At 71.4% G+C, this 24,894-nt stretch carries 29 protein-coding genes; 15 read left to right on the top strand and 14 right to left on the bottom strand.

The window, feature by feature from the left end:
- Window positions 1–12: 12 nt before the first annotated feature.
- Entirely contained in the window at window positions 13–396 is a 384-nt protein-coding gene (locus ACF3NS_RS04460; protein WP_154592479.1) for a DoxX family protein, read from the bottom strand.
- A gap of 96 nt (window positions 397–492) precedes the next feature.
- Here ACF3NS_RS04460 and ACF3NS_RS04455 point away from each other — a divergent pair, with 96 nt between their 5' ends.
- Together ACF3NS_RS04455 and ACF3NS_RS04450 are read left to right on the top strand one after the other, a co-directional pair.
- Window positions 493–747: a hypothetical protein gene (locus tag ACF3NS_RS04455; protein ID WP_230082651.1), complete on the top strand. Its 255-nt coding sequence runs from the start codon at window positions 493–495 to the stop codon at window positions 745–747.
- A gap of 34 nt (window positions 748–781) precedes the next feature.
- On the top strand, window positions 782–1,048 hold the full coding sequence (locus tag ACF3NS_RS04450; protein WP_230082653.1) for a hypothetical protein: 267 nt from the start codon (window positions 782–784) through the stop codon (window positions 1,046–1,048).
- Between the two features lie 13 nt (window positions 1,049–1,061).
- Here ACF3NS_RS04450 and ACF3NS_RS04445 read toward each other — a convergent pair whose 3' ends face one another.
- The 5 genes from ACF3NS_RS04445 to ACF3NS_RS04425 form a co-directional block, all read right to left on the bottom strand.
- Window positions 1,062–1,688 (bottom strand): CueP family metal-binding protein, encoded by a 627-nt coding sequence (locus tag ACF3NS_RS04445; protein WP_154592480.1) that lies wholly within the window; start codon window positions 1,686–1,688, stop codon window positions 1,062–1,064.
- Between the two features lie 91 nt (window positions 1,689–1,779).
- Window positions 1,780–4,266: an MMPL family transporter gene (locus tag ACF3NS_RS04440; protein ID WP_288798159.1), complete on the bottom strand. Its 2,487-nt coding sequence runs from the start codon at window positions 4,264–4,266 to the stop codon at window positions 1,780–1,782.
- Between the two features lie 68 nt (window positions 4,267–4,334).
- Window positions 4,335–4,970 carry a TetR/AcrR family transcriptional regulator gene (locus ACF3NS_RS04435; RefSeq protein WP_154592482.1) on the bottom strand — a complete coding sequence of 212 codons (636 nt, stop codon included), beginning with the start codon at window positions 4,968–4,970 and terminating at the stop codon, window positions 4,335–4,337.
- A 110-nt stretch (window positions 4,971–5,080) separates the two neighbouring features.
- Window positions 5,081–6,601: a dihydrolipoyl dehydrogenase family protein gene (locus ACF3NS_RS04430; RefSeq protein ID WP_392468035.1), complete on the bottom strand. Its 1,521-nt coding sequence runs from the start codon at window positions 6,599–6,601 to the stop codon at window positions 5,081–5,083.
- 93 nt (window positions 6,602–6,694) lie between these two features.
- A complete protein-coding gene (locus tag ACF3NS_RS04425) occupies window positions 6,695–7,117 on the bottom strand; it encodes a DUF1810 domain-containing protein (RefSeq protein WP_392468032.1) in 423 nt (140 codons plus the stop codon).
- Between the two features lie 246 nt (window positions 7,118–7,363).
- On the opposite strand from ACF3NS_RS04425, the gene ACF3NS_RS04420 reads away from it, so the two are divergent.
- Both ACF3NS_RS04420 and ACF3NS_RS04415 read left to right on the top strand, forming a co-directional pair.
- Window positions 7,364–7,804, top strand: a complete 441-nt coding sequence (locus tag ACF3NS_RS04420) for a nuclear transport factor 2 family protein (RefSeq protein WP_288798161.1) — start codon at window positions 7,364–7,366, stop codon at window positions 7,802–7,804.
- Window positions 7,801–8,448, top strand: a complete 648-nt coding sequence (locus ACF3NS_RS04415; RefSeq protein ID WP_392468030.1) for an NUDIX hydrolase — start codon at window positions 7,801–7,803, stop codon at window positions 8,446–8,448. Before ACF3NS_RS04420 ends, ACF3NS_RS04415 begins: the two co-directional genes overlap by 4 nt.
- Here ACF3NS_RS04415 and ACF3NS_RS04410 read toward each other — a convergent pair.
- Window positions 8,426–9,331 carry a DMT family transporter gene (locus tag ACF3NS_RS04410; RefSeq protein WP_288798165.1) on the bottom strand — a complete coding sequence of 302 codons (906 nt, stop codon included), beginning with the start codon at window positions 9,329–9,331 and terminating at the stop codon, window positions 8,426–8,428. The genes ACF3NS_RS04415 and ACF3NS_RS04410 overlap by 23 nt on opposite strands.
- Window positions 9,332–9,448: 117 nt before the next feature.
- On the opposite strand from ACF3NS_RS04410, the gene ACF3NS_RS04405 reads away from it, so the two are divergent.
- Window positions 9,449–10,375, top strand: coding sequence for an alpha/beta hydrolase fold domain-containing protein (locus tag ACF3NS_RS04405; protein ID WP_392468028.1), 927 nt, complete (start codon window positions 9,449–9,451; stop codon window positions 10,373–10,375).
- On the opposite strand, the gene ACF3NS_RS04400 is transcribed toward ACF3NS_RS04405, so the two are convergent.
- Window positions 10,339–10,659 (bottom strand): hypothetical protein, encoded by a 321-nt coding sequence (locus tag ACF3NS_RS04400; protein ID WP_154592488.1) that lies wholly within the window; start codon window positions 10,657–10,659, stop codon window positions 10,339–10,341. The genes ACF3NS_RS04405 and ACF3NS_RS04400 overlap by 37 nt on opposite strands.
- A gap of 46 nt (window positions 10,660–10,705) precedes the next feature.
- Window positions 10,706–11,158, bottom strand: coding sequence for an Rrf2 family transcriptional regulator (locus ACF3NS_RS04395; RefSeq protein WP_288798168.1), 453 nt, complete (start codon window positions 11,156–11,158; stop codon window positions 10,706–10,708).
- Window positions 11,159–11,337: 179 nt separating this feature from the next.
- Here ACF3NS_RS04395 and ACF3NS_RS04390 point away from each other — a divergent pair, with 179 nt between their 5' ends.
- From ACF3NS_RS04390 to ACF3NS_RS04360, 7 genes are all read left to right on the top strand, one after another.
- Window positions 11,338–11,487 carry a putative leader peptide gene (locus ACF3NS_RS04390; protein WP_154592489.1) on the top strand — a complete coding sequence of 50 codons (150 nt, stop codon included), beginning with the start codon at window positions 11,338–11,340 and terminating at the stop codon, window positions 11,485–11,487.
- Between the two features lie 94 nt (window positions 11,488–11,581).
- Entirely contained in the window at window positions 11,582–11,716 is a 135-nt protein-coding gene (locus ACF3NS_RS04385) for a hypothetical protein (protein WP_283809745.1), read from the top strand.
- 60 nt (window positions 11,717–11,776) lie between these two features.
- On the top strand, window positions 11,777–12,673 hold the full coding sequence (locus ACF3NS_RS04380; RefSeq protein WP_392468023.1) for a TauD/TfdA dioxygenase family protein: 897 nt from the start codon (window positions 11,777–11,779) through the stop codon (window positions 12,671–12,673).
- 137 nt (window positions 12,674–12,810) lie between these two features.
- The gene (locus tag ACF3NS_RS04375; protein WP_154592491.1) at window positions 12,811–12,966 is read left to right on the top strand and encodes a hypothetical protein; all 156 of its coding nucleotides are present in this window, start codon (window positions 12,811–12,813) and stop codon (window positions 12,964–12,966) included.
- Window positions 12,963–13,901, top strand: a complete 939-nt coding sequence (locus tag ACF3NS_RS04370) for an ABC transporter permease (RefSeq protein WP_154592492.1) — start codon at window positions 12,963–12,965, stop codon at window positions 13,899–13,901. Before ACF3NS_RS04375 ends, ACF3NS_RS04370 begins: the two co-directional genes overlap by 4 nt.
- 59 nt (window positions 13,902–13,960) lie before the next feature.
- Window positions 13,961–15,052: an ABC transporter substrate-binding protein gene (locus ACF3NS_RS04365; protein WP_288798170.1), complete on the top strand. Its 1,092-nt coding sequence runs from the start codon at window positions 13,961–13,963 to the stop codon at window positions 15,050–15,052.
- The gene (locus ACF3NS_RS04360) at window positions 15,049–15,882 is read left to right on the top strand and encodes an ABC transporter ATP-binding protein (protein ID WP_392468020.1); all 834 of its coding nucleotides are present in this window, start codon (window positions 15,049–15,051) and stop codon (window positions 15,880–15,882) included. Before ACF3NS_RS04365 ends, ACF3NS_RS04360 begins: the two co-directional genes overlap by 4 nt.
- A gap of 371 nt (window positions 15,883–16,253) precedes the next feature.
- Here ACF3NS_RS04360 and ACF3NS_RS04355 read toward each other — a convergent pair whose 3' ends face one another.
- From ACF3NS_RS04355 to ACF3NS_RS04345, 3 genes are all read right to left on the bottom strand, one after another.
- Window positions 16,254–17,270 (bottom strand): acetamidase/formamidase family protein, encoded by a 1,017-nt coding sequence (locus ACF3NS_RS04355; RefSeq protein WP_154592497.1) that lies wholly within the window; start codon window positions 17,268–17,270, stop codon window positions 16,254–16,256.
- Window positions 17,270–18,679, bottom strand: coding sequence for an APC family permease (locus tag ACF3NS_RS04350; RefSeq protein ID WP_392468016.1), 1,410 nt, complete (start codon window positions 18,677–18,679; stop codon window positions 17,270–17,272). Before ACF3NS_RS04350 ends, ACF3NS_RS04355 begins: the two co-directional genes overlap by 1 nt.
- A gap of 89 nt (window positions 18,680–18,768) precedes the next feature.
- Window positions 18,769–19,809, bottom strand: a complete 1,041-nt coding sequence (locus ACF3NS_RS04345) for an ABC transporter substrate-binding protein (protein ID WP_392468014.1) — start codon at window positions 19,807–19,809, stop codon at window positions 18,769–18,771.
- A gap of 41 nt (window positions 19,810–19,850) precedes the next feature.
- Here ACF3NS_RS04345 and ACF3NS_RS04340 point away from each other — a divergent pair, with 41 nt between their 5' ends.
- Window positions 19,851–20,264 (top strand): MarR family winged helix-turn-helix transcriptional regulator, encoded by a 414-nt coding sequence (locus ACF3NS_RS04340; RefSeq protein ID WP_154592499.1) that lies wholly within the window; start codon window positions 19,851–19,853, stop codon window positions 20,262–20,264.
- 27 nt (window positions 20,265–20,291) lie between these two features.
- Window positions 20,292–21,164 carry an alpha/beta hydrolase gene (locus tag ACF3NS_RS04335; protein WP_392468011.1) on the top strand — a complete coding sequence of 291 codons (873 nt, stop codon included), beginning with the start codon at window positions 20,292–20,294 and terminating at the stop codon, window positions 21,162–21,164.
- 13 nt (window positions 21,165–21,177) lie between these two features.
- On the opposite strand, the gene ACF3NS_RS04330 is transcribed toward ACF3NS_RS04335, so the two are convergent.
- The gene (locus ACF3NS_RS04330; protein ID WP_154592501.1) at window positions 21,178–21,498 is read right to left on the bottom strand and encodes a hypothetical protein; all 321 of its coding nucleotides are present in this window, start codon (window positions 21,496–21,498) and stop codon (window positions 21,178–21,180) included.
- 68 nt (window positions 21,499–21,566) lie between these two features.
- On the opposite strand from ACF3NS_RS04330, the gene ACF3NS_RS04325 reads away from it, so the two are divergent.
- Window positions 21,567–23,135: a hypothetical protein gene (locus ACF3NS_RS04325; protein ID WP_392468008.1), complete on the top strand. Its 1,569-nt coding sequence runs from the start codon at window positions 21,567–21,569 to the stop codon at window positions 23,133–23,135.
- A 182-nt stretch (window positions 23,136–23,317) separates the two neighbouring features.
- Here the strand turns inward: ACF3NS_RS04325 and ACF3NS_RS04320 are convergent, their stop codons facing one another.
- Entirely contained in the window at window positions 23,318–24,739 is a 1,422-nt protein-coding gene (locus ACF3NS_RS04320) for a DUF222 domain-containing protein (RefSeq protein ID WP_392468005.1), read from the bottom strand.
- Between the last annotated feature and the right edge of the window lie 155 nt (window positions 24,740–24,894).

Raw genomic sequence — 24,894 nt, 5'->3', positions numbered from 1 at the left:
GCTCCGCCGACGTCAGTCCGCAGCGACAGCCAGCAGCCCACCGCTGATCGCGACGTTGGACATGAAGTGGTTGCGCTCGACGAAGGCCTTGCGCGGGTCGTCCATCGACCAGAACGCATGACCCACGACGTTCGTGGGCTGCAGCAGGGCGGCGAGGGCCAGGGCCGACGTCCGCGGCGCGATGCCCAGGGCCAGGGACGCGCCGCACGTGAGCATGGCGGCCCCGTTGAGCCGCACCAGGTCGGCCGGGGCGGCGACCTCCGGCAACCCGTATCGCTGCCTCGCCTCGTCGAGCAGACCACCGGTGTAGGTCTGGTCCTTGAGCTGGTTGAGACCCCCCATGACGAACAGGGAGCCCAGCATCAGGCGGGCGGCAGCCTTGACGGGGTGGATCATCGGGAAGCCTCCGTGGGGTCGGGGTGCGTCGGGTCCACGCTACTGCGCGGGACAGGCCGGACGGCGCTCCGCCGACCCGTCGACGAGGGCCGTGGCGTGGGTGTCGTCGTGGCGAGCTCCCGCGACGGCGTCGGGTTCGACCCGGTCGTGACGCTCGACCGCGAGTCCTTCGGCGCGGCCTCGCTCGAGCGTCCGGCGCTGGTGCGCCTGGACGACGGCTGGCGACTCTACTTCTCCTGCGCGACCCCGGGCTCCAAGCACTGGACCCGGTGGTGGTCCGGGACGGGTCCGGCTGGCGCTGCTGGCTGTGCTGCCACCCCCTCGACGTCGTGGGCCACGAGGACCGTATGACGACGCGCCTGCTCACCTCGCCCGACGGCCTCACGTGGCGCGACGAGGGCGAGGTGCTCGCGGGCCGGCCGGGTCGCTGGGACGAGCGGGCGCCCGGGTCACGGCCTGGCTGGGGGACCACCCGCTGACCCTGACCTACGACGGGCGCCCGGACGCCGCGCACAACCGGCGAGAGACGACCGGCCTGGCGGTCGCGGACGCGGACGGGGACGGCAGGGCGCTGCCGGACGGGACGACCCGGTGGTATGCCGAGATGATCCGCCCGGACGGGGCGCACGACCTGGTCACCGTGCTGGCGTGAGGCGTGCGGAGCCTCAGGCGAGCTGCAGCGTCGCGACGCAGGTGGGGCTCGTGGCGCCGGTGGCGAAGGGTGCCTTCACCGTCTTCCCGTCATACACCACCGTGATGGTGCCGGTGACGTCGCGCGGCAGCCAGAAGCCCACGAAACCGTTGGCGTAGGTCCGCACCTGCTCGTCGACGAGGGTCTTGCCGGCGGCGTCGGTGATCGTGACCTGCATGGCCTTGTCAGCGAGCTCGCCCTGGCAGCCGGTGAGGTGGTGATAGAAGCACTCGTGCGTCCGCGACACGTAGGGCGCCATGGACAGGTAGAACGAGTCCGCGGGGATCGGCACGGCGGCGGTGGCGCCGGAGGCGTCGGTGAGCTGGAGCTCTCCCTGCCGGACGGATCCCTTGAGCCCCTTGGCCTTGTCGTCCTGGGTGCGGTCCAGCTCGGACACGATCGTCTTGACGTCCTTGCCGGCGAGGCCGTTGCGGGCGAGGAAGGCCTGCGTGTCGGCCGGGCTTGAGGGCGCTGACGACGCTGAGGGCGCTGGGGACGTTGGGGACGCCGACGCGGTCTGGTTCGGCGCGGTCGAGCACCCGGTGAGGGCCAGGGCGAGGCTGGTGGCCAGGACGGCGGCGGTGAGGTCGCGGGTGCGCATGGGGACTCGTTCTCCTGGGAGGTGATGGGCGGGGGCGGTCGAGACTCCATGGTCTCAACCGCCCCCGGGCGCCGCCGCACCGCCCCCCTCGTCAGGCGTGGGGGTGACCCTGGACGCGGTCGACCAGCTTGACGCCCTCGACGTCGACGTCGGGCACGATCCGGTCCAGCCAGCGAGGCATCCACCACGCGCGCTCCCCGAGCAGGTGCATGACGGCGGGCGTCAGCGTCATACGGATCACGAAGGCGTCGATGAGGACGCCCAGGGCCAGGCCGAAGCCGATGGGCCGGATCATCGCCAGCTCGGCGTGCACGAACCCGGCGAAGACCGAGACCATGATGATCGCCGCCGCCGTGACGACGGCCGCCGCGTGGCTGAAGCCCGTGCGGACGGCTCGGCGCGCGTCCTCGCCGTGGACGTGGGACTCGCGCATGCCCGAGACGAGGAACATCTGGTAGTCCATCGCGAGGCCGAACAGGACGCCGATGAGCAGGATCGGCAGGAAGCTGAGGATGGCGCCGGGGTGGGTCACCGCGAAGAGGGACCCGAGCGTGCCCTTCTGGTAGACGGCGACGATGCCGCCGAAGGCCGCGGCCAGGGACAGCAGGAAGCCTCCCGTCGCGATCAGCGGGACCACCACCGAGCGGAACACCATGAGCAGCAGCACCAGCGACAGGCCCACCACGATGAGCAGGTAGGGCGGGAGCGCGTCGGCGAGCTTCTGGGAGATGTCGATGTTGGCGACGGTCTGCCCGGTGACCTTGACGTCCGCGCCCGTGACGTCCTTGATGAACGCCGCGTCCTCCCGGATCCGGTGCACCGTGTCCACGGTCGCCTGGTCGGCCGGGCCACCCTTGGGGATGGCCTGGTAGACGGCCGTGCGACCGTCCTTGCTGAGACCGGCCGGCATCACGCTGACCAGGCCGGAGTCGAGCTTGAGGGCCTCGGCGACGTCGAGCTGCTTGTCCTTGGTGGCCAGCTCGTCGAGACCGGCCGGCAGGGACGCCACCGCGACGATGGGTCCGTTGGCCCCGGCGCCGAACTTCTCGCCGATGGTGGCATAGGCCTGGTATGCCGTGGACGACTCGGGCTCCGAGCCACCGTCCGGCAGCCCGAGCCGCAGGCCGGTGGCTGGCACGGCGAGGAAGGCCACGAGAGCGAGACCCGCCACGATCGCCAGCCAGGGGTGTCGGGTGACGACGGCACCCCAGCCGCGGTCGGCGTGCTCGGAGTCGCGAGGATGGGCGTCGGACAGAGACTCGCCGCGAGCGTTGAAGCCGTGCGAGCGCCACACCCGGCGCGGCAGCATGCGGTGGCCCGCCAGTGACATCAGGGCGGGCAGCAGCGTCAGGTTGATGAGCACGGCGCAGGCGACCGTCCCGGCAGCGGCGAAGCCCATCGTGCCGAGGAAGCCGATGCCGGTGACCGCGAGCGCCGCCAGCGCGATGAACACCGTCATCCCGGCGAAGGTCACCGCGTTGCCCGCCGTCCCCACCGCGAGCGCGATCGACTCCGTGCGGGCCATGCCGGTCTTGAGCTGCTCGCGGTGCCGGTTGACGATGAACAGGGCGTAGTCGATGCCGACGGCCAGACCGATCATGAGGCCGAGGGCGGGCGTGACGGAGTTGAGCTCGACGACCTGGCTGAGCGCCAGGGTCGTCCCGGTGCCGAGCGCGACCCCGCCGATGGCCATCAGGAGGGGGAGCCCGGCCGCGACCAGGGTGCCGAGCATGACGAGCAGGACGATGGCGGCGATCACGATGCCGATGATCTCGCCGGGCCCCATGACGCTCGAGACGTCCTCCACCAGCTCCTTGCCGAAGTAGGTCTTGACGCCGGCGTCCGCCAGCTGGCGCTCGAGCGCCGTGACCTGCTGGCGCTGCTCGGGCGAGACGCTGTGGATCTCCTGGTGGAACCGGACCTGCGTCATCGCCGCGGTGCCGTCCGCGGACACGAACCGCGTGTCCTTGGTCAGGGCGACCTCGCGCTGCCCCAGCGCGAGCTCGCGCTTGCCGCGCTCGAGCTGGGTCCGGCCGTCCTCGAGCTGCTTGGTGCTGGCGGCGATCTTGGCGCGGGCGTCCGTGAGCTGCTGCCCCTTGAGCAGGCCCAGCCGCGCCGCGCCGTCGACCTGCCCCTTGCCCTGGGCCAGCTCGGCCTCGCCGGCACGCAGCCGCTTCTCGCTGGCGTCGAGCTGCTTCTGACCTTCCGCGGTCTTGCGCTGAGCGTCGTCGAGCTGCTTCTGCGTGGCGAACGGATCGATGGCATCGGCCACCTGCGGCAGGGCCTCCCAGTCCTTGATCGCCGTGGCGACCGCGGCCTGCTGGGCCGGGGTGAAGCGCCCGGAGTCGCTGCGGAAGACGACGGTGCCGATCCCTCCCGCCGCGTCCGGGATCTCCCGCTTGAGGGTGTCCAGCGTCTGCTGGAACTCGAGACCCTCGACGGTCATGGTGCTGCTGAGCGGGGTCCGCAAGGCCGCGGCGGCGCCGGTGACGCCGCCGAGGAGGAGCAGCCAGGCCACGATGACGGCCCAGGGCTTGCGAGCCGACAGGAGGCCGAGGCGATAGAGCAGGGTGGCCATAGGTGGGTCGCTCCGATCAAGGGGGGTGGTTCAGACGGTGGGTGCTGCGCGCCGGGTGCCGGCGACAGTCAGCGGTGGTCAGGTGGGGTCAGCGTTGGTCTCAAGCCGTCGGCCAGGTAGCCGATGGCTTCGAGCAGCAGCGCGCGGAGGCGGTCGACGGCCTCCGGGGGCAGCTCACCCCGACCGTCGGCGTCCAGCTCCTCCGCCCAGGCCTGGACAGCGGCGCGGCCGGCCGCGGCGATCATCGAGGCCTGGACGCGCAGGCGCAGCGGCTCGGTGCCCGCGGGGAGGCGCCTGGCCAGGGCGCTGGCGATCCCCTCCTCGGCGGAGCCCCAGGCGTCGCGCTCCACGCGCAACGCCGCGGCGTCGTCGCGGCACAGGCACACCACGTCGGCGAGCCGGGCCAGGTCGTCGGGACCGGCTCCGTGCAGGAGGGCCTCGACGGCGGCGGTGGGCACCGGCTCGTCCAGGGGACGCGCCTCGAAGCTCTCGATCGCACGGGTGACGAAGTCCATGGACGGGACCGCGAGGACGGCGTCCGTGGTGGGGAAGTAGTTGAAGAAGGTGCGGCGCGAGACGCCCGCCCGGTCGGCGATCGCGTCCGCGGTGAGCGCGGCGACCCCGTCGACCCGTGCGATGGCGATCGCCGCGTCGGCCAAGGCCTCCCTGGTCTCGCGCTTGGCGAGGTCGCGTCTGTTGTGCACGTGGCCAGCCTAGGCTCATTGCACGCAGTGCACCAAATGCACAGTGTGCATCCAGGCTGCGCCGGACAGGCGCGCAGCAGTCAGCCGCGGAGCCGGACCGCGCCAGTGCATCAGCGGCGCAGGTCCCGCGGCAGGCCCTCGAGCAGACGGAGCCACAGCTCACTGGCGGTCGGATAGCTGGGGACGGCATGCCGCAGCACCGACACCGGGACCCGGCCGACGATCGCGATGGTCGCCGCGTGGAGCAGCTCGCCGGCGTCGGGCCCGACGAAGGTCGCGCCCACAACCGTCCGCGAGCCGCGGTCGACGACCAGCGAGGCCGTGCCCGACGCGTCGTCACGGAGCAGAGCCGCGCCCGCAGCGCCGGTGAAGGGCACCTCGACCACCTCCACCTCGGTCTCGCCGAACCGCTCCCGAGCCGCGGACGCGGTGAGACCGACCCAGGCGACCTGGGGATCGGTGAACACGACCTGCGGCACCGGCACGTCGTCAGGCACCGGCTCCGGCTCCGCGCCGGTGGTCCGGGCAGCGAGATGCTGACCCAGGACGCGGGCGCGGTACTTGCCCCAGTGGGTGAGCGGCGCCTCGCCGCTGGCGTCGCCCACGGCCAACAGCAAGTCGGGCACCTCCCCCCGGCTGCTCTCGGACGGCGAGCTCGTATGACGGAGGAGGGCCTGCGCGTCCAGCCCCACCGTCTCGAGCCCCAGACCCTCGAGGCGTGGCCGACGCCCCGTGGCCACCAGCAGCTCGTCGGCCTCGACCACCTCGCCCGCACCCGCCTCGCCGTCCGCTGCAGGGCTCGTCTGGTCGCCGGTGGGCGCGCCGGCGCCGGTGTCGGCGCTGGTGGTGGTCAGCAGGTGCACCATCCCGCCGTGGACGCGACCGAGACCGGTGTCCCGCGCGTCCTCGCGGCGGCACCGCGACACCTCCACGCCGAGACGCACGTCGACGCCCGCCCCCCGGAGGGCCTCCAGCACCGCCTCGGACGCGAACGGCTCCGCACCGCCCAGCAGCCGGTCGCCGCGCACCAGCATCGTGACGTGGGAGCCCAGGGCCGCCATCCAGGTAGCGGCCTCGCACGCGACGACGCCCCCACCCACGATCGCCAGCCGCTCGGGCACCTCCACCACGCCCGTGGCGTCACGCGATCCCCAGGGCAGGGCGGCGGCATACGGCTCGGGCACGACGGGGCTGCTGCCGGTGGCGATCACGACGGCGTGCCGGGCGTGCAGCACCACGGGGCCCTCCCCGTCACGCGTGACCTCCACCGTGCGCGGGCCGGTGATCCGGCCGTGACCTCGCACGACGTCGATGCCGGCGCCCTCGGCCCAGTCGACCTGGCTCGCGTCGTCGTAGTGCGACACCCACTCGTCCCGCCGCGCGAGCAGGGCTGCGACGTCCAGGTGGGGGCGGGACAGGCCACCGAGGTGGGCGGCGGTCGACGCCACCTCGATGGGGCGGAGCAGTGCCTTGCTGGGCATGCATGCGTAGTAGGAGCACTCACCGCCCACGAGCTCCCGCTCGACGAGCACGGCCGTGAGCCCTGAGTGCTCGGTCGCGTACTGGGCGACGTTCTCACCGACGGGGCCTCCCCCGAGGACGACGACGTCATAGGTCTGGTCGCTGCGCATGCCGCCAGTCTGCCCGCGTCAGGGGTCATACCGCGCTCTAACGAGCTGTCGACCTGAGGACGACGGCCCCGGCAGCAGTGCCGATGACGCCGGTCAGGCGAGCAGGGCGTCGGTGGCGTCGTCCACGGCTCCCCCGAAGTAACGCTCCAGCACGGCTGTGAACGCCGGGTCCTGGGGGTCGGCCCGGTGAAAGAGCGTCATGGACGAGCGCAGCTTGAGAGCGTCGATGCCGCCCATGACGGCGTCGGCGGTCGCCGCGGCAGGGAGCGCGAGGAGCGCCTCGCAGCACTCGTGCAGGCGGGGTCCGAGGACGGGGTGCGCGAGGTAGGCGCCGGCCTCGTCGAGGTCCGCGATGCCGTAGCGAACCGCCATGCCGCTCCTGCCCAGCCCGCGCACCTGCGGCAGCACGAACCACATCCAGTGGCTGGTCTTGCGCCCGCGGCGCAGCTCGGCCAGGGCCTGGTCGTAGGCGCCGTGAGCATCCTGGGCCTGAACGAAGCGCGAGAGGTCGTCCATGCGCACCACTCTGCCACCGGCCGGCGAGGCAGGGTGCGCTGCTCAGGCCATGAGGTCGTGGCCTGGATCGGGATCATGGCCGTGGTCGGCATCGTATGGCGGCGGCGCCGGCTCCGGCGGTGGCGGGGCGGGCGGCCGCGCACCAGCCCGCGGCGAGAGTAATCGATCCAACCATCGGCGGGGGTCCGAGAGACCGACGCCGGGCGATAGCGTGGGCCGAGACCCGACGACTCCCGTGGAGGACCGATGCAACCCCGCCAGCCCGTGCCGCCGTTCACCCGTGAGACCGCCCTGGCCAAGGTGCAGGCGGCGGAGGACGCGTGGAACACCCGCGACCCCGAGCGCGTCGCCGGCGCCTACACCGTCGACACCGTTTGGCGGAACCGCGACGACCACCTGCGCGGCCGCGACGAGGTCACCGCCTTCCTCACCCGCAAGTGGGAGCGCGAGCTGGACTACCGGCTCCGCAAGAACCTCTGGACGTTCGGTGACGACCGGATCGCCGTGCGCTTCCAGTACGAGTGGCGCGACGCCGACGGGCAGTGGTGGCGGTCCTACGGCAACGAGCTGTGGGAGTTCGACGAGCTGGGCTACATGGCGCGGCGCGAGGCCTCCATCAACGACACGGCCATCGACGAGAGCGACCTGCGGGTTACGCCCGGCGCCGGCGAGCTCCCCGCCTGGTGAGGGACTCCACTACCAACGACGACTGGCAGCGCACGTCCCCGCCGAGCGAGCAGCTCGACTGGGACACCCTGTGGACGGACGAGCGCCACGGCGGCTGGCAGGTCGAGGCCGCCACGCGCGAGACGGACGGCTGGACGCGCACCAACCTGCGCCTGCAGCTCGGCGACGAGGACCGCCGCCTCACCGGCGCGGCCTGCGTGTGCATCCGTCGCGACGGCGCAGGGGGTGGTGAGGCGCGCGTGCTCCTCGTCGACCAGGAGCGACCGGCGCCCGGGGTGCGGTTGTGGGAGATCCCGCGCGGGATGGTCGACCCCGGCGACGCCTCCCCCGCGCGGGCGGCGCTGCGCGAGCTGGGCGAGGAGACCGGCATGGTGGCCTCGCTCGAGGCTGAGCTGGGCGAGATCTATCCGGACACCGGGGTGTTCGCGGGATCGGTGGCCGTGGTCCTGGCGGGGTTCGTCCGCGAGGAGGGGAGCCAGGACGACGAGGAGCCCGAGGTCGAGGCGACGCGGTGGTTCACCCGCGCCCAGGTCCGCGAGCTCATCGCCACGGGCCGGCTGCGCGACGGCATCAGTCTCGGGGCGCTCGCCCTCGCGGACGTATGGCGGGAGGACGCCGCCGTCACCGCCCCATCATCCGGGTGATCGCCACGCCGAGCAGGCACAGCGCGCCACCCAGCAACATGACGGGCGTCGGGGCCTCCCCCAGCAGCAGCCAGGACAGCACGATGGCGACGGCGGGGACGACATACGTGGTCGCGGAGGTGCGCCCGGCCGAGGTCCGCATGAGCACGTAGGCCCAGGTCGTGAACGCGAACGCCGTTGGCAGCACGCCCATGTAGGCGATGGCCAGCGTCGCGCCGAGCGGCGCCGTGGCGAGGTCGTGGGCCAGGCGTCCCGACCACGGCAAAAGCGCCACGGCGCCGGCGGTCGCGCCGAGCCACGTCAGGGTGGTGGAGTCGACGGAGCGCATCAGGTGCTTCTGGAGCAGCGTGGCGCCGGCGTAGAGGACGGCCGCGGCGAGCGCCAGCAGCAGTCCGGTGATCGCGAGGTGGCCGCCGCTGGACTGCAGGCCGATCAGCACCACGCCGACGAAGGACACGGGCGCGCCGATCAGCAGCCCACGCGGAAACCCCTCTCCGAGGAAGAGACCCGCGAAGACCACGACCATCAGCGGCGCGAGGTTGACGATCATCGCGGCAGTGCCCGCGTCGACGGTCTGCTCGGCGACGTTGAGCGCCAACAGGTAGAGACAGAACCAGCCGACGCCCCACGCGATCACCAGGGGCACGGATCTGCGTTGGGGCCAGCGGATCCCGGAGCGGGCGGCGATGAGACCCAGCACGACTGCGCCGACGAGCATGCGCAGCAGCGCCATCGAGCCGGCGTCGTAGTGCGGCCCGGCATACCGGATCACGATGAACGACGAGGCCCACAGGACGACGGTCGTGGCGGCGGCGAGCAGCACGCGCGGCTCGTTGGCCTGGTCGCGCGTCGTCACATGGGTCGGGGCAGTGGGTGCGGTCACGGTCTGATCATCTCCCTCGAAGCCGGCCGGCATCAGCAGCCCGTCGGCCGGCGCGTGGTGGACGTCCTGACGACCCGCTCCCAGGTCTCGTAGGGGGGCTCGGCATACGGTGAAGCCATGCCCTCGTTGATGTCCCACGCCGTCCTGCCGCTGCTGCTGCGAGCCACCCGCGCCAACCGGCCGTTCTGCACCGAGCGCGGCGCCCGACAGCGGCTGGCCGAGCGGACCACCCGCCCCGAGGCCTACGGCCCACCTCGGTTGCTGCGCAGGGACGTTCGCATCGACGTCGAGCGCGTCGGCGGCTGGCCGGTCTACACGGTCCGGCCCCGGTCGGGCGAGCCGCGCGGCGGCGTCGTCTACGCCCACGGGGGCGGGTGGTATGCCGAGATCGCCCGCCAGCACTGGGAGCTCACGGCCCAGGTCGCCGCGCAGGCGGGGGTGGCGGTGACCGTGCCGATCTATCCCCTGGTGCCCTACGGGACGGCGGCGCAGGTGGTGCCGGCCTTCGCCGACCTGGTGCTGCGCAGCGAGCAGCGCTGGGGCACCACGGCCCTCGCCGGCGACTCGGCCGGCGGCCAGATCGCGCTGTCGACGGCGATCCTGCTGCGGGACAGGGACGCTCGCACCTTTCCCCGCACCCTGCTCATCGCCCCGGCGCTCGACCTGTCGCTGAGCAACCCCGAGATCGACACGGTCCAGCCCCACGACCCGTGGCTGGGTCGCGACGGCACGCGGGTCTTCATCGACCTGTGGCGCGCGAGGCTGCCGTTGGACGACCCGCTCGTCAGCCCGCTCGCAGCGGACCTGACCGGCCTGGGCCCGATCAGCCTGTATGCCGGCACCCACGACATCCTGTGGCCCGACGCGAAGCTCTTGATCGCCCGGGCCCGAGAGGCCGGCGTCGAGGTGGACTACCACGAGCAGGAGGGGCTCGTGCACGTGTATCCCCTCACGCCGACCCCCGAGGGACGAGCAGCCCGGGCCTCGATCGTGTCCACCCTGGCCCGTCACATCGAGGGGCCCGGCCGGATCTCCACCCCGTAGCCGAGCGACACGTCCGTGATCCCTACGCCCACCTCGGGCGCCCAGGGCCGGGGCCCGGGCGGGTCCTCCGGGGCAGCCAAGGGGCAGTCGTGCGCCACGCTCGCCAGACCCACGGGCGTGCTCAGCACGTGATGGCGCAGGTGGAGCCGCGAGGGTGACCCCGGCGGCAGGAACGGTGAGAGGTCTCGGTGGTGCCACGCCTCGAAGGGGCTGTCGTCGTCGAGCACCTGCAGGCGCACCAGCACGGCCAGGACATCGCCATCCAGGCCGACGACCTGCGACACACGGCATGTCGAGATGTGACGTGGGGGTGGTCGGGTTCGACAGGGGTCAGCGGTTTTGCCAAGCGTCTGGCGCGGTGAGCAGTTGTCGGATGTGCTCGGGGTACCGCCCGCTCAGGACGTCTTGGAGGCTCACGTCGTCGAGCACCTGCCGTAGTGCGACGCGCAATGCGACCCATAGCTCGGGAAGGTGGCTGGCCAGATCCTCGTAGGACGTCTCGTGCGGCCGTAGCCCGTGGACCCGGGCCAGCGGTCCGTCGACCGCGCGGAAGATCTCGCCGATCGACACTTCTGAAGGGTCCTCGGCCAGCTGGTATCCGCCTGCCGGTCCGCGCTGGCTGGTGACCAACCCGTCACGCCTGAGGTCGGCCAGGATCGCCGCGAGGAACTTGCGCGGGATGTTCTGCGATTCGGCGATGGCGGCCACCGACGACGAGCCAGGCTGGGCGGCGAGGTACAGCAGCGCCCGTACGGCGTATTCGACGCGGGTGGACACGTTCACGATGGAGCATTCTGCCAGCACCGCGCTCACGGACCGGGGTGGGTGTCGCCTAGGACCGGACTCCCCGAGGTTGAAGTGCGTCCTGCAATCCGGACAGTTGGGGACCGTCGGTTGCACCCTCGGGCTAAATCCTATAAAACCGATGTACTAACTAGGAAACGACGCTGAAGGATTTCGCGATGCTCCACACCGCACGGCACCACGATGTGCTGACGCGCGCCACGGTGGGCATGCAGCACCGACCGGGGATGTCCCGGCCCGTCGGTAGGTACCTCACCGCTCGTCGTCACGTCGACCTCCTGCGGGTCTCCTCGGCGCTCTGTCGCTGATCCTGACGTTCGTCCCGTTAGTCCGCAGCAGCCAGCGGCGTGCCAGCTGCAGTCCGCACACATGCATGGTCCCTCAGCACGGCCTTGGGTCCACGTGACCAACGTCGCCGCACGGATCTGCACCCCGCTGGTGCTGGCCGGCAGCGTGCTCATCTCCCTCGTCGGCATCACCAGGGGCACCCTGCTTCGCCTGGCCGGACGCGCCTCCGACGAGACCATCAGCGGCTGAACCAGCCACACCGCGTACGTCCCTCAAAGCACCCCCGGTTCTTCCGCGAGAGGAATTCCCATGACCATCACCACTGACAAGCCCACCACCGGCACAACCAACCTTGGCCCGCGCATCGAACCGCTCGGTCCCTGCATCGGGGCCAGGGTGCGCGCCGTCGACCTGCGCCAGTTGACTGACAGCGACGTCGCCGTTGTCCACGAGGCCCTGCTGCGGCACAAGGTGCTGTTCTTCTCCGGCCAGGAGCTCACTGATGACGACCAGGTGGCGCTGGGCAATCGCCTGGGCGACCTGACCGCGGGCCACCCTGTCGCCAAGTCGAACGGCAGCCGCGCCGAGATCTACAACATCGACAGCACCGACCCCGAATTCAGCTTCTCCGACGTCTGGCACACCGACGTCACCTTCGTGCAGCGCCCGCCGGCCGGCTCCATCCTGCGCGCCGTGACCCTGCCGCCCACCGGCGGTGACACGCAGTGGGCCGACAGCCAGGCCGCTTACCGCTCGCTGGCGGAGCCGGTGCAGCACCTGGCTGACCAGCTCACCGCAGTCCACGACGGCAACCGGGAGTGGGGTGCCTACCTGCGTCGGCACGAGAACCGCGGCAATGTGTGGGACGGCGTCGAGGTGACCAGCATCCCGCCCGTCGAGCACCCGGTGGTGCGGGTGCACCCCGAGACCGGTGAGAAGGGGCTGTTCGTGCAGCCCGGGTTCACCTCCCACATCGTCGGGGTCTCCGATGCCGAGAGCCGCGCCATCCTCGACCTGCTGTATGCCCACCTCACGAAGCCGGAGCACCTCGTGCGGCACCGTTGGTCGCCGGGCGACGTCGGTATCTGGGACAACCGCAGCACCGCCCACTACGCCAATCGCGACTACACGGCACCCCGGGTGATGCGACGCGTGACCCTACGCGGGGACGTTCCCCAAGGTCCGGCTGGTGTGCCCGGTCGCTGACGCAGTCCGCACATCAGGCCCGTGTCCGTGGTGGCCTCTGCACCGCGGAAACGGACCCACGCCCGCAGAACCCGCGGTCGGTTCGCACCCGTGCTGCCATCAATGCCCTCCCCTCCGCCTTCACAGGAAGCCTGCGCATGTCCCTCACCGTCACGGGCCTCGCTGCCCTCGAAACACTCGCGCTGCTCGGCGCCCCACCACCCGGGCTGATCATCGGCACCGTTGCCATCGCCGGCCTCGTCGTGGCACTCGGACGCCCGCACACGCGTACGCCTGAGCCCATTACGCCATGACCGCCAAGCCAGTCACCAGCACCACCGCCTCGACGCGAGCCGCCACCGCGTCTGAACTGGCCCAGTCCGGGCCGGGCCCCTCGTCCGGTCCGGACGAGCCCACCCGTCGGCGGCCTCCCTGGCCGGGACGCACCCGCCTGAGGCTCTGGGGCACCGACCTTGCCGCTTTCCTGGTTGTCCTCTTCGTCTGGTGGGCCCTCACCGGCAGCAAGATGATCCAGCCCCTGTTCCTGCCCAGCCCCCAGTCGGTGGTACGCGCCTTCACGGAGGCGAACTCCTGCCGTCCGATCGCGGCCGGCAACCCGCGCGTCGTCTGCGGCGAGCAGGGCTACTTCCTGTGGGAGCACCTGCTGGCAAGCCTGCAACGCATCGGCATCGGCGTCCTCGCCGGCATCGCGGTGGGAGTGCTGCTGGGTTTCGCGATGGCACTCGTCCCGGTGCTCGATCGGCTGGTGGAGCCCTACCTGAGCTTCCTGCGGTCCCTGCCGCCGCTCGGCTACATCGGCCTGCTCATCGTCTGGTTCGGAATCGGTGACACCTCCAAGATCTGGCTGCTGTTCCTGGCTGCCTTCCCACCGATTGCCCTGGCGACCATCGACGGTGTCAAGGGCATCCGCAGTGATCGCGTCCACGCGGCCCAAAGCCTGGGCGCCAGCAGGATGCAGGTGTTGCGGTTCGTGATTCTGCCCGCCAGCCTGCCGTCGATCATGAGCGGCGTCCGGCTCGCCACCGGGTTCGCCTGGACCACGGTCGTGGCGGCGGAACTCAACAACGGCATCCCGGGAATCGGTGGCCTCGCCTACCTGTCCGGCACCCAGCTGCAGACACCCTTGACCATTGCCTGCATCATCGTGATCGGCATCGCGGCGATCCTGCTCGACGCGCTGATCAAGCGCATCACCTCGCTGCTGGTGCCATGGCAGGGACGCGCATGACCAGACCGCACAAGCCCACCGCCCGCCCTGCCCATGTCACCAGTCCAAGGAGTGGCACCGTGCCCTCACCCTCCGCATCACCCGCCCGGAGCAGGAGCCTGCATGCCCTGGCAGCAGCCGCGGCCGTGGCACTGCTGGGGACCGGTGTGCTCACCGGATGCACCACCGCCCAGGAGGCCGAGGCCAACGCGAACGCCTCCCTGAGCACCACCACCTGCCCCGTGACGACCAATAGCGACGTCACCGGCACTGTGCGCATCGGCTACCAAGCTGTGCCGAATGCGAACCTGCTGGTGAAGAATCAACGCTGGCTGGAAAACTGCTTCCCGCACGCCACCATCTCGTGGCTGAAGTTCGATTCCGGTGCCGACGTCGTGCAGGCGTTCGGCTCAGGCTCCGTCGACCTGGCCACCCTCGGATCGAGCCCCGCCACCAAGGCCCTCTCCGCCCCGCTCGACATCGCCATACAGGTGGTGTGGATCGACGACATCATCGGCAAGGCCGAGTCACTGGTGGTGCGCGAATCCGGCGTCACGTCGATTCAGCAGCTCAGGGGCAAAACGATCGCGACGCCGTTCGGGTCGACATCGCACTACAGCCTGCTGCAAGCGCTCAGCGCCGCGGGCCTGAGCAGCACCGACGTCAAACTGGTCAACCTCGCACCGGACAAGATGATGGCGGCATGGCAGGGCAACCAGATGGATGCCGCCTGGGTCTGGGACCCCGTGCTCAGCCAGCTCACCACGACCGGCCACATCATCACCGGCAGTGACGCCACCGCGGCCTCCGGGCACCCGACCTTCGACCTGGAGGGCGCCACCACCTCGTTCATCCAGTCGAACGCCTCGTTCATGGAGACGTGGACCAGCGTGGAGGATTACGCCGTGGGCCAACTCGCTGCGCATCCCGACACCGCGGCGCAGTCCATCGCCGTGGAGCTCGGCAGCACGACGGATTCGGTGACCACACAGCTCAAGGGCTATGTGTATCCGACCGCGAAACAGCAGGTGTCGCTCGTCAAGAAGCTGCCCAGCCAGCTGTTGGCGACCGCCCAGTTCCTCAAGACCCAACAGGGGGTGGACGCCGTCGGTTCGCTCAACGCCTACACAGCTGGCGTCTACACCACCGCGATCACGAAGGTGGCCTCATGACGACCATCAGCCCGGCACCCACGCCGGCGTCCGGTGCACCGGGGACGCGGCACAAGATCGAGTTCGAGGAGGTGACCAAGACCTACCGCACCGACTCCGGTGACAGCGTGCAGGCCCTGGCGTCCACCACGCTGTCGATCGACGAGGGTGAGTTCGTCTGCATCGTCGGCCCGTCGGGCTGTGGCAAGAGCACGCTCATGCAGATGCTCGCCGGCTTCCACCAACCCACCACCGGCCGGGTGCTGACGGACGGCGCGCCGGTCGTGGCACCCGATAGAGATCGCGGTGTCGTGTTCCAGCAGGCCAACCTGTACCCGTGGCTCACCACCCGCGCGAACGTGGAACTCGGCCCGCGCCTGCGCGGGGTCGCCAAGGCCGAACGCCGCGCGGTGGCCGACCAGTACCTGGAAATGGTGGGGCTGACGAAGTTTGCCGACCGCAAGCCCTACGAGCTGTCGGGTGGCATGCAGCAGCGCGCGCAGATCGCCCGCGTGCTCGCGAACGCACCCGACGTCATCCTCATGGACGAGCCATTCGGCGCACTGGATGCCCTCACCCGGGAGCGGATGCAGATGGAGCTGAGCCAGATCTGGCGCGAGCGACGCACGACGGTCGTCTTCATCACTCACGATGTCGAGGAGGCGCTCTTCTTGGGGACGCGGGTGCTCGTCATGACCGCCCGCCCGGGCAGGGTGATGTTGGACCTCCCCGTGCAGCTGACCTCCGACGGCGTGGCAGTGCCGGAACTGCGCTCGCAAGCCAACTTCATCGAGCTGCGCGACACCGTCACCGAGGCCATCTACCGCGCCCAGGACGGAGCGACCCGATAACGATCACCTTGACCCATGATCGCCCCGGCCCCGACGACACACCCCGCAACCCCCAACGACCCTGCAAACCCTTCCGTCCCCACCGCCCGAGGGTGCGCTGGACTACGGCGTGGTGGATGCCCTCGTCACGGCCCGCACGGATGACCAGGCCTGACGCTGCTCAGGCAGCGAGGCAGAAGGGGCCGGCGGAGGTCGCGCGGGTCATGTGCTCGGCGATCACCTCAGCACCGATCCACCGATGCTCGAGATCGGGCGAGTTTGCGATGGGTAGGCCATCACCAGACTCACCCGATCTCGACACCGCCACGCATGGCGAGAGGCCCGGGAGGTCAAGCGCGATCACCGTCTGGCGCTCGCGCGAGCGTCTCCTGTCATCGGTGCGCGAGGTGCTGGCGCGCCACGTCCGCGAGACGTGCATGGACTCCGTCGAAGACTGCTGCACCGCCACCCAGCAGCTGCGTGGGCATCTTCGCGACCATCGTGTAGTTGGTGTCCACGACATTGCCCGCGGGCGCCAGGCCCGCCTGACTGACCAGCTGGAGTGCATCGAGCAGGTCCAGGCCGGTCAGCTCGCAGACCCAGAGCACCATGTCGCGCTGGCTCACCCGGAAGGCGTCCTCCAGGGGCTTCGTGGAGCCCGTGGACATGATGAAGGTGTCGTCCTGCAGGCGCGGCCACGACAGCGGGCTCCCCTTGATGACGTCGACCACGATCGTCGTGGACATGGCCGCCTCGACGGCCGTCCCGCACACCTCGCCCTCGCCCTGTCGGCAGTGCCCGTCGCCGATGGCGAGCAGCGCGCCTGGTTCGTTGACAGGGAGATAGACCGTCGTGCCGGACCGCAGCTCGGGGGTGTCCATGTTGCCGCCGTGCGCGGCGGGCGTGATCGACATCGTGCGTTCGCCGGCCGCCGGCGCCACGCCCACCGTCCCGTGGAACGGGTCCAGGGGCAGCTCGACGCTGAAGTCGCTGCGCCGGGCCTGGTAGCGGCATACGCCGCGGGTGGTGTCCACGTCGTAGACCCAGACTCGCTCCTCGAGCGCGTCGTGCAGCATCGCCGTGGTGCCGGTCGAGGTCAGCGCACCGAAGTGCGGGAAGGTCGACGACACGGCCCAGTCACGACGGGGTCGGATCTCGGCGAAGTGCACCGCCAGCGTGTCGCCGGGCTCGGCCCCCTCGACATGGATCGGCCCGGTCACCGGGTTGAGGTGGGCGAGGTCGCACACCTGCGAGGGCAGGTCCTCCGTGGTGCGGATGCGTCCGCCGAAGCAGTCCTCGGTGTCGACCTGGACGATCGACCCGGCGGGCACCCGCAACCGCGGGGCATGGCCCCCGAAGGTGTAGGCGACGTTGTCAGCGGTGGGCTCGAGCGAGAACACCTCGGTCATCACGAATCCTCCATGCCGGCCAGCTGCGGCTCTCGGTTGCGGGACTTGAAGACGAGCAGGATGACGACGCCGATGGCCAGCCACACGAAGGCCAGGACCTGCGCGGCCACCTTCGCATTGATCACCACGAAGAGCAGGATCCCGAAACCGATCAGCGGGTAGACCAGGTGCCGCAGCCAGTCGCGGCTGCCCTGGCGACGGACGAAGTGGTTGATCACGGCCAGGTGCAGCACGAGGAAGGCCGACAGGGCGCCGAAGTTGACCAGGGTGCTGAGGAGCGTGATCCCGTCGTCCCGCGCGGCCATGTACAGCCCGACGACCAGGGACACGGCAGCCGTGACGAAGGTGGCGTTGACCGGGACCCCGTGCCGCTTGCTCACCACGGCGAGGAAGGACGGCAGCTGGCGGTCACGCGCCATCGCGTAGAGCAGCCTGGACGTGGCCGCCTGCGCGACCAGGGAGTTGGCGAAACCCCAGGCGATCGCTGTGGCGATCGCGGTGAGGGTGGCCAGCCAGGCGCCACCACCGACCCGGGCCGCGTCGTAGAACGCGGTGCCGTCCGGATCCCCGTTGGCCAGCAGGGCCGGAGCGTCCGGTACCAGCATGCTGGCGACCCAGGTCTGGACGATGAAGAGCGTGCCCGCGAGCAGCAGCGCGGCGACCATGGCGCGTCCGATGGTGCTGGTGCCCTCGCGGTTCTCCTCGGCGAGCATCGAGATGCCGTCGAACCCGAGGAAGGACAGGACGGCCACAGAGACGGCTCCCAGGACGAGGGGCCAGGTGAAGGTGCCGGGGTTGAAGAACGCGTCCAGGCTGAACCCGTTGCCCTTGCCCTGGGCCACCGCCACGAGACCGATGACCAGGAAGATCCCCAGCACCACGAGCTCGGCGAGCAGCATGACCTTGTTGACCTTGGCGGTCATCTCGATGCCCATGTAGTTCACGATCGTGTTGAGCACGATGAAGGCCACGAGCCACACGGGCACGGGGATGCCCGGCACGATCGAGCTCATGGCGACGCTCGCCACGAGATAGAGCAGGGCGGGGATCAGCACGTAGTCCAGCAGGATGACCCACCCGGTGAGGAAGCCCACCCACGGACGGAACCCGCGTCCGGCATACGTGTAGACCGAGCCGGCCATCGGGAACGCCTGCACCATCTGGGCGTAGGAGTTCGCGGTGAACATCATGGCGAGCATGCCGATGGCATAGGTCAGCGCGACCATCCCGCCCGAGGACTGGTAGACGCTGCCGAAGATGCCGAACGGCGCGATCGGCACCATGAAGATGAGGCCGTAGACGAGCAGGTCGGTGAAGGTCAGGGACCGGTGCAGCTCCTGCTTGTAGCCGAACTCCTCCAGCGTGTGCTGGCCGTGGTGGTCGTGCGAGGGCGTGGATGAGGTGCTCACGGCCACTCCTAGTGTCAGATGGAACGATTCCAGATGGAAGGATCATCGGGCCGGGTCCACCAAAGCGCCAAGGCCTTCTCAGATCTCGGTCAGACGGAGGCGACAGGGACGAGGTCCAGCCCGTCCGCGCACGCCAGCCTCGAGGGGCGAGCCGGCAGAGGCGGCAGACCGGCGCCGGGTCGTATGGCGGACAGGACGCCCGCTCGGGCTGCCGACGACACGGAGTGGAGCGCGTCGTAGCACCCGCGCGCGTAGACACCCAGCTGCGGCGCGGCAGCCCCCCAGCGAGCCGCGTAGCGTGCCGCGAACCCGTCGGCACTGTCACCGACGTACCAGTCCATCGCGGCATACAGCTCTCCGCTGCCGTCACCTCCCACCTCGAGGAGACCCACCTCGTCCAGCGAGCCCGACACCCTGACGACCTTGCCCAGCAGCCGCGACCCGGCGAACGCCCGGTTGAAGTGCGCGAGATCGCGCCCCACCAGCGAGAGCAGGACGACGTCCACCCGGATGCCGCCCAGCCAGTCGACGAGACGCTCGCCGTCGACCTCCCCGAGCGGCACCAGGGTCGAGCCGCGCACCACGCCGCCCGCCTCCCGCACGAGCCGGGTCGCCATCCGGTGCACCGCCTGCGGCCAGATGTAGTCATTACCCACCAGTGCCCAGCTCCGAAGACCCGCGTCCACGAGGGATCGGACCGGAGCGGCCAGCTGGCGGCGGGGGTCAGGGCCGATCAGCCCCACCCCCGGCAGCCTGGACCCGCCCTCGTGCGGGGCGGCAAAGACGTAGGGAACGCGGCCGGAGGCGACCGGTTCGAGGGCCCGGTGGACATCGCTCGTGTGGAAGCCGACGACGGCGTCGACAGACCCCGCGTCGACCAGCCGGCCCAGCTCCCGGGCGCTGCCTGCCGGCGACTGACCGGCATCCACGAGCGTCACCGTGAGCCGACGGCCCCGGACTCCGCCCGCGTCGTTGATCTCCTCGGCCGCCAGGAGGGACGCAGCCAGGGCGGCCGGCCGGGCCAGCCCCAGGGCCCCGGACCGGGGCAGGGCCAGGGCCACGCGGAACTCCCCCGACGGCCCGAGGACGAGCGAGTCGAGGTAGTCCACGATCAGAGGGGAGTCAGGCATCGGGTCAAGTATGGTCGGACGACTGACGTCAGAAAGGACCCATGGCGATGCCCGACCGGCCGTGCCCCGTGGATGACCTGCTGACGGCGGCCCGCTCGTTGACCAGAGACCTGTCCAGCATCCTCGAGCCCGACCTGGGCCTGACGGTCGACCAGTGGCGCACACTCCGGCGCCTCGACCCGCTCTCCGGCGTCACGATGACTGACCTGGGCGAGGGTCTGGGTGCACCCGCGGCCACCACCACACGCCTGGTCGACTCCCTGGTGGACCGTGGTCTGGTGCACCGCCGCGCCACCGACGGAGATCGCCGACGCGTCCTCGTCCTGCAGACGCAAGAGGGCGCCCAGCTGGCTCGACGCGCCGACAGCATCGTGTCGGAGCACTCCGCGGCTCTGCTGTCGCGAGCGCGGGGGCAGCACCAGCACGCAGAGCATGTGCCAACGGCCCCTCGATGACTCCCCATGCGCCACTAGGGTGAGCGCATGCGCACCACGACCGGCCTCGCGGCCCTCGGTGTCGGCGCGGTCGCCGGCCTGGGGGTCGGCGCCCTGCTCGCCGCCCGACAGATCAGCGGACCCCAGCGGCCGGCGCTCGACTACGGGTTCACGCCGTTCGAGGTGGGGGTCGACTCCGAGGACGTGACGTTCACGGCGGCGGACGGCATACGACTCGCCGGGTGGTGGCTCGACCGGCCGGGCTCGGGGCAGGTCGTCATCGTCTGCCACGGCCATCGCGGCAACAAGGCCGACATGCTCGGCATCGGGCCGGGGCTGTGGCGGGCAGGCTTCACGGTCCTGATGTTCGACTTCCGCGGCAACGGGGCGTCCGCCGACGGGCCGCAGTCCTTGGCGCACTACGAGCAGCGCGACCTCGAGGCGGCGATCGACCTGGTGGCCGAGCGGCGCCCCGACGCGGAGATCGACGTCGTCGGCTTCTCGATGGGTGCCGCCGTGTCCATCCTCGTGGCTGCGCGGGACGAGCGGGTCGCCCGTGTCATCGCCGATTCCTCCTTCGCCGACGTGCGTGGGGTGGTCGCGGCGGCGGCGCGCGGGCTGCGGCTGCCGCCGATGCCGCTGGTGGACCTGGTGGATCGCGCGACGCACCTGCGCTACGGCTACCGGTTCCACGAGGTCGAGCCCGTCGAGGTCGTCGCGGCGATCGCGCCGCGACCGCTGCTCCTCGTCCACGGCACCGACGACTCCGTCATCCCCGTCGAGCACGCCCACCGTCTCGCGGAGGCGGCCGGCGAGGGCTGCGAGCTGCGGATCGTGGAGGGCGTCGAGCACTGCGGCGCCTACTTCGAGGATCGGCCCGGCTACATCGCCCGCGCCGCGGAGTTCCTGCGGCGCCGCTGACCCCCTCCGGCCGTCATTCCTGCTCCCGCTCCTGCTCCCGCTCCTGGTCGCGGAGGTGCTCGCCGAGGAGGCGGATGGCGTTGACCGCGCACGGGAAGCCGATCAGCGTCGCGAGCTGGTAGACGGCTTCGCGCAGCTCGACCGGGGTCCGCAGGATCCGACCGACCTCGGGATCCAGGTGCGAGGCTCTGGTGTCGCGGACCCCGAACAGGCGCGCGAAGACCTCCTCGACTACGTACCACGGCGCGGCAGACGGCAGACGAGGGGCGAACCCGGTCCGTCGCCAGCCGGTCCCAGCACTCAGCTGCTGAAACGAATGAGTCGTTTCGGACACGGCCTTGCCGGGCCCTCCCCCGCGGTGACACGATCACGCGAACTCGACGACGAGCCAAGGAGACTCCCATGTCGCACCGCCGCACCCTCGAGAATCGCGCCGCCGCAGCCCTGTCCGTGGCCGCGCTGGGGGCGACCGCCCTGGCGCCATACGCGCAGGCCACCCCCGTCGGCTCCACCGCTCCTGCCACGTCCCGCCCCGGCCCCACCGCCGCCCTGTCCGCCGGCTGCCTCGACCGCACCGTCCCCCTCACCGTCGAGGAGCAGCGCCTCGCCGCGCGGATGCCCGACCCCGCTGCACCGTCTCGACTGAGCCGTATGCCGTTCGCGCAGGAAATGATCGCCGGTGGGGGCTTCGAGCGTGTGGCTCCCCAGGTCGTCGACCGCCTGTGCCGCACCCGCGACGCCCGGGCGGCGCGCAGGCTCGCCGAGCAGGAGGGCCGCGCGCTGTGGCAGGCCGCCGTCCGGCGCGTGCAGTCCACGGGCGCCGTCCGGGGCAGCCTGCCGCGCAGCGACGACCGGCCGCTCTACTGGACCCGCCTGCAGGTGACGGCGGCGCTGCGGCAGTGGCGCCCTCGCGGCGGCATCACGGCGGCCGAGCGCGAGCAGATCATCGAGACCTTCGAGAAGGCCTCCCGCGGCATGACGGACATCTCCTACCCCGCCGGCCCGCGGGTTGCGCGGGTCCTCGCCAGCGGCTTCGACCCCTACACGCTCGACGGCGGCGACGCCGGTGACGCGCCGGGCGCTGCCGGCAACAACATCCGCCACGGGAACCCCTCGGGCGCAACGGCTCTCGCCATCGACGGCACGACCCGCGTCGGGGCGGACGGCCGTCGCCAGGTGGTGCACGCCTACGTCCTTCCGGTCAACTACACGGAGTTCGCGGCCGGGTGGATCGAGGACACCGTCGGCCCGCACATGAAGCCGGGCCCGCGGGCCCTCACCTCGTCGTTCACCATGAGCCAGGGGCGCGAGGGTCGGTTCGACCTCGAGGTGTGGAACGGCCGCTACCACGGCGTCTCCGCGGGCAACGACGGCAGCTGGCCCTGCCGGCCCGTGGGCGGCGTCCCGCAGCTGGCGATCAACAACCCCGGCTGCAACACGCAGCCGCCGGCGCGCTGGGGCAATCCGCGCGTCTTCGACCTGTTCGACCCGCCGCAGTGGACGACGGCATCCTTGCCCTTCCAGCGCATGATCGACGGCGGGACTGGCGCCAACCTGACACCTCCGCCGGGCGCGCCGTGGACCGCCGGTCAGGGTTTCCCGGTGATCCGCAACACCAGCTTCACGGAGTTCCCGCGCTGCGACTCCCCCGAGCGCGTCACGCGCAACGCGGCGCCCGACGGCGGGATGCAGCCCTCCCAGCCGGGCACCCCTCCCTCGCAGGGGTCGTGCGCGTATGCCGGGGGCGGTGGCACCTACCTGTCCAACGAGTCGGGCTACCGCAACACGCTGCTGCGCGACCGGCTCGGACGCGACATCCCCGCCGGGCACATCCACACGCCGATCATGCAGCACTTCGACGAGGGCAACCGGTTCGCGCCGAGCGACCCGACCTTCGACGCGTGGCGGCGCGTGATCGTCGCGCAGACCGCGGCCCTGGTGCGGACGGGGGCCGAGCGCGCCGGGAGCTGACGAGATCGCCGTATGCCGTGAGCGCCCGCCGCACCCGTCGCTCAGCGAGGACGGCGGCGGGCGCTCACGACCCGGGCGACGGCGCCGGCCACGAGCACCAGCACCCATGACGCGCCTCCGCCCGAGCAGCCTGGGGTGGCTGTCCGGGTGGGCGGGTGTGTCGGGGTGGGTGGTCTTGGTGGTCAGGCGGTGAGGGCGTGCCTGTCCGGTGGGTCGCTGTCTGGTGGTGGTGTGGGGTGCCCGCCGGGTGGGTCGGCGCCGGGGTTGGGGGGTGGGGCGGGGTGCCAGCCGGTCCAGGTGTGGATCACGTCCCAGTGGACGTGGGACTGGTCGGGGGTGACGCGGCCGGTGATGTGGTGGGTGTGGATGTACCGGTGGTGGTGCCCGCACAGCAGGGCCAGGTTGTCGACGTCGGTGGCGCCGCCGTCGGCCCAGTGGGTGATGTGGTGGGCCTGGCACCAGGACGCGGGGGCGCCGCACCCGGGGAAGCTGCACCCGCCGTCGCGGACCTCCAACGCTCGTCGTTGCCGCGCGGTCGCCAACCGGGTGGTGCGGCCCACGTCGACCGGCCGCCCGAGCGGGTCGAGCCACACCGGGGTCAGGTCCGCGCCGCAGGTCAGCTCCCGCGCCGCGCGCGGCCCCAGCACCGCGCCGAGGTCGTCGCGGGTCGCGTCGGGCAGCGGGCAGTCGCACTCCTGCCCCGGGACGGCCCGCCACATCCCGAACGCGTCCTTGGCGCGGTGCTCGCACGGCAGCAGCAACGCGGCCGGGGTCAGCACCAGCGACACCCGCGCGGTCGCGCCCATCGGGCCGCGCGTGGCCGCCGACGCCGCGATCATGGTGATCGTCAACAACGCGTCCAGGCGGCGCTGCGCCGCGGTCCGCTCGTCGCGGACCACGTTCCCATCCGGCAACGTGGCGGCCTGCGGGGCGCTGAACGCGGTCAGCGCCGCGGCGAGGCGCGCCTTGTCGACATCCCCGACGATCCCGCGGAAGGCCCACAACCCGTCCCCGGTCGGGGTGAACGTCGACATCCCCCGCCGGGACTGCTCGTGCGCGTCCCGCCGGTCCTGGTCGGCGACCGTGGCGTACCGCGCCAACATCGTCGTGCGGAACCCGTCCAGCTCCGCGCGCGCGTCCACCCGCCCGGCCAGGTCCGCGACCCCGGCCGCGACCTGCTCGTGGAACGCCGGGTCTAGCGCCCCGACCAGCTCGGCGTGCACCCGCGCGGCGTGCACCGCGTCGGCCGGGGTGACCCGCCCGGACAGCAAGCCCTCACGCAGCCGGGCCAGCGCCGGCGCGTCGCACGCCAGCAACGCCCGCCGCATCACGAACGAGTCGACCCGGGTCAGGCCCGTGCCCTGGTCGGTCAACCAGTGCGCGGTCGACCCCGACCCGGACTCGCGGACGCTGCCGCGGGTCGTGGCCTCGGCCGCGCACGACAGGACCAGGCCCCGCGCCGCGGTCAGCAACGCCCCGGCCTGCGCGGCGACCTGTCCCAGGTCCTGGGTCTGCACGTGGTCCATGCCCTCGACCAGGGTGCGCACCACCTCGACCAGGCCCGGCAGGGCCTCGGTCGCGGCGGTCACCTCGAGGTAGGACATGTCCCCGATTCTATCGAACACGCGTTGGGAACAAAAGATCGAGTCACCTGGTCGCGCGGACATTGACGCGGCGCGCCCGAGCGACCCCGCGCCGCACACCCACCCGTCCAAAACCCATGACACACAGTCACTTCCACCCCGCACACCACCCACCA

The organism is Arsenicicoccus cauae (genome assembly GCF_043162025.1).
Classification (GTDB): Bacteria; Actinomycetota; Actinomycetes; order Actinomycetales; family Dermatophilaceae; genus Arsenicicoccus; species Arsenicicoccus cauae.
Note: the sequence above shows the minus strand (reverse complement) of the source record. Positions and strands in the feature narration are given on the sequence as shown.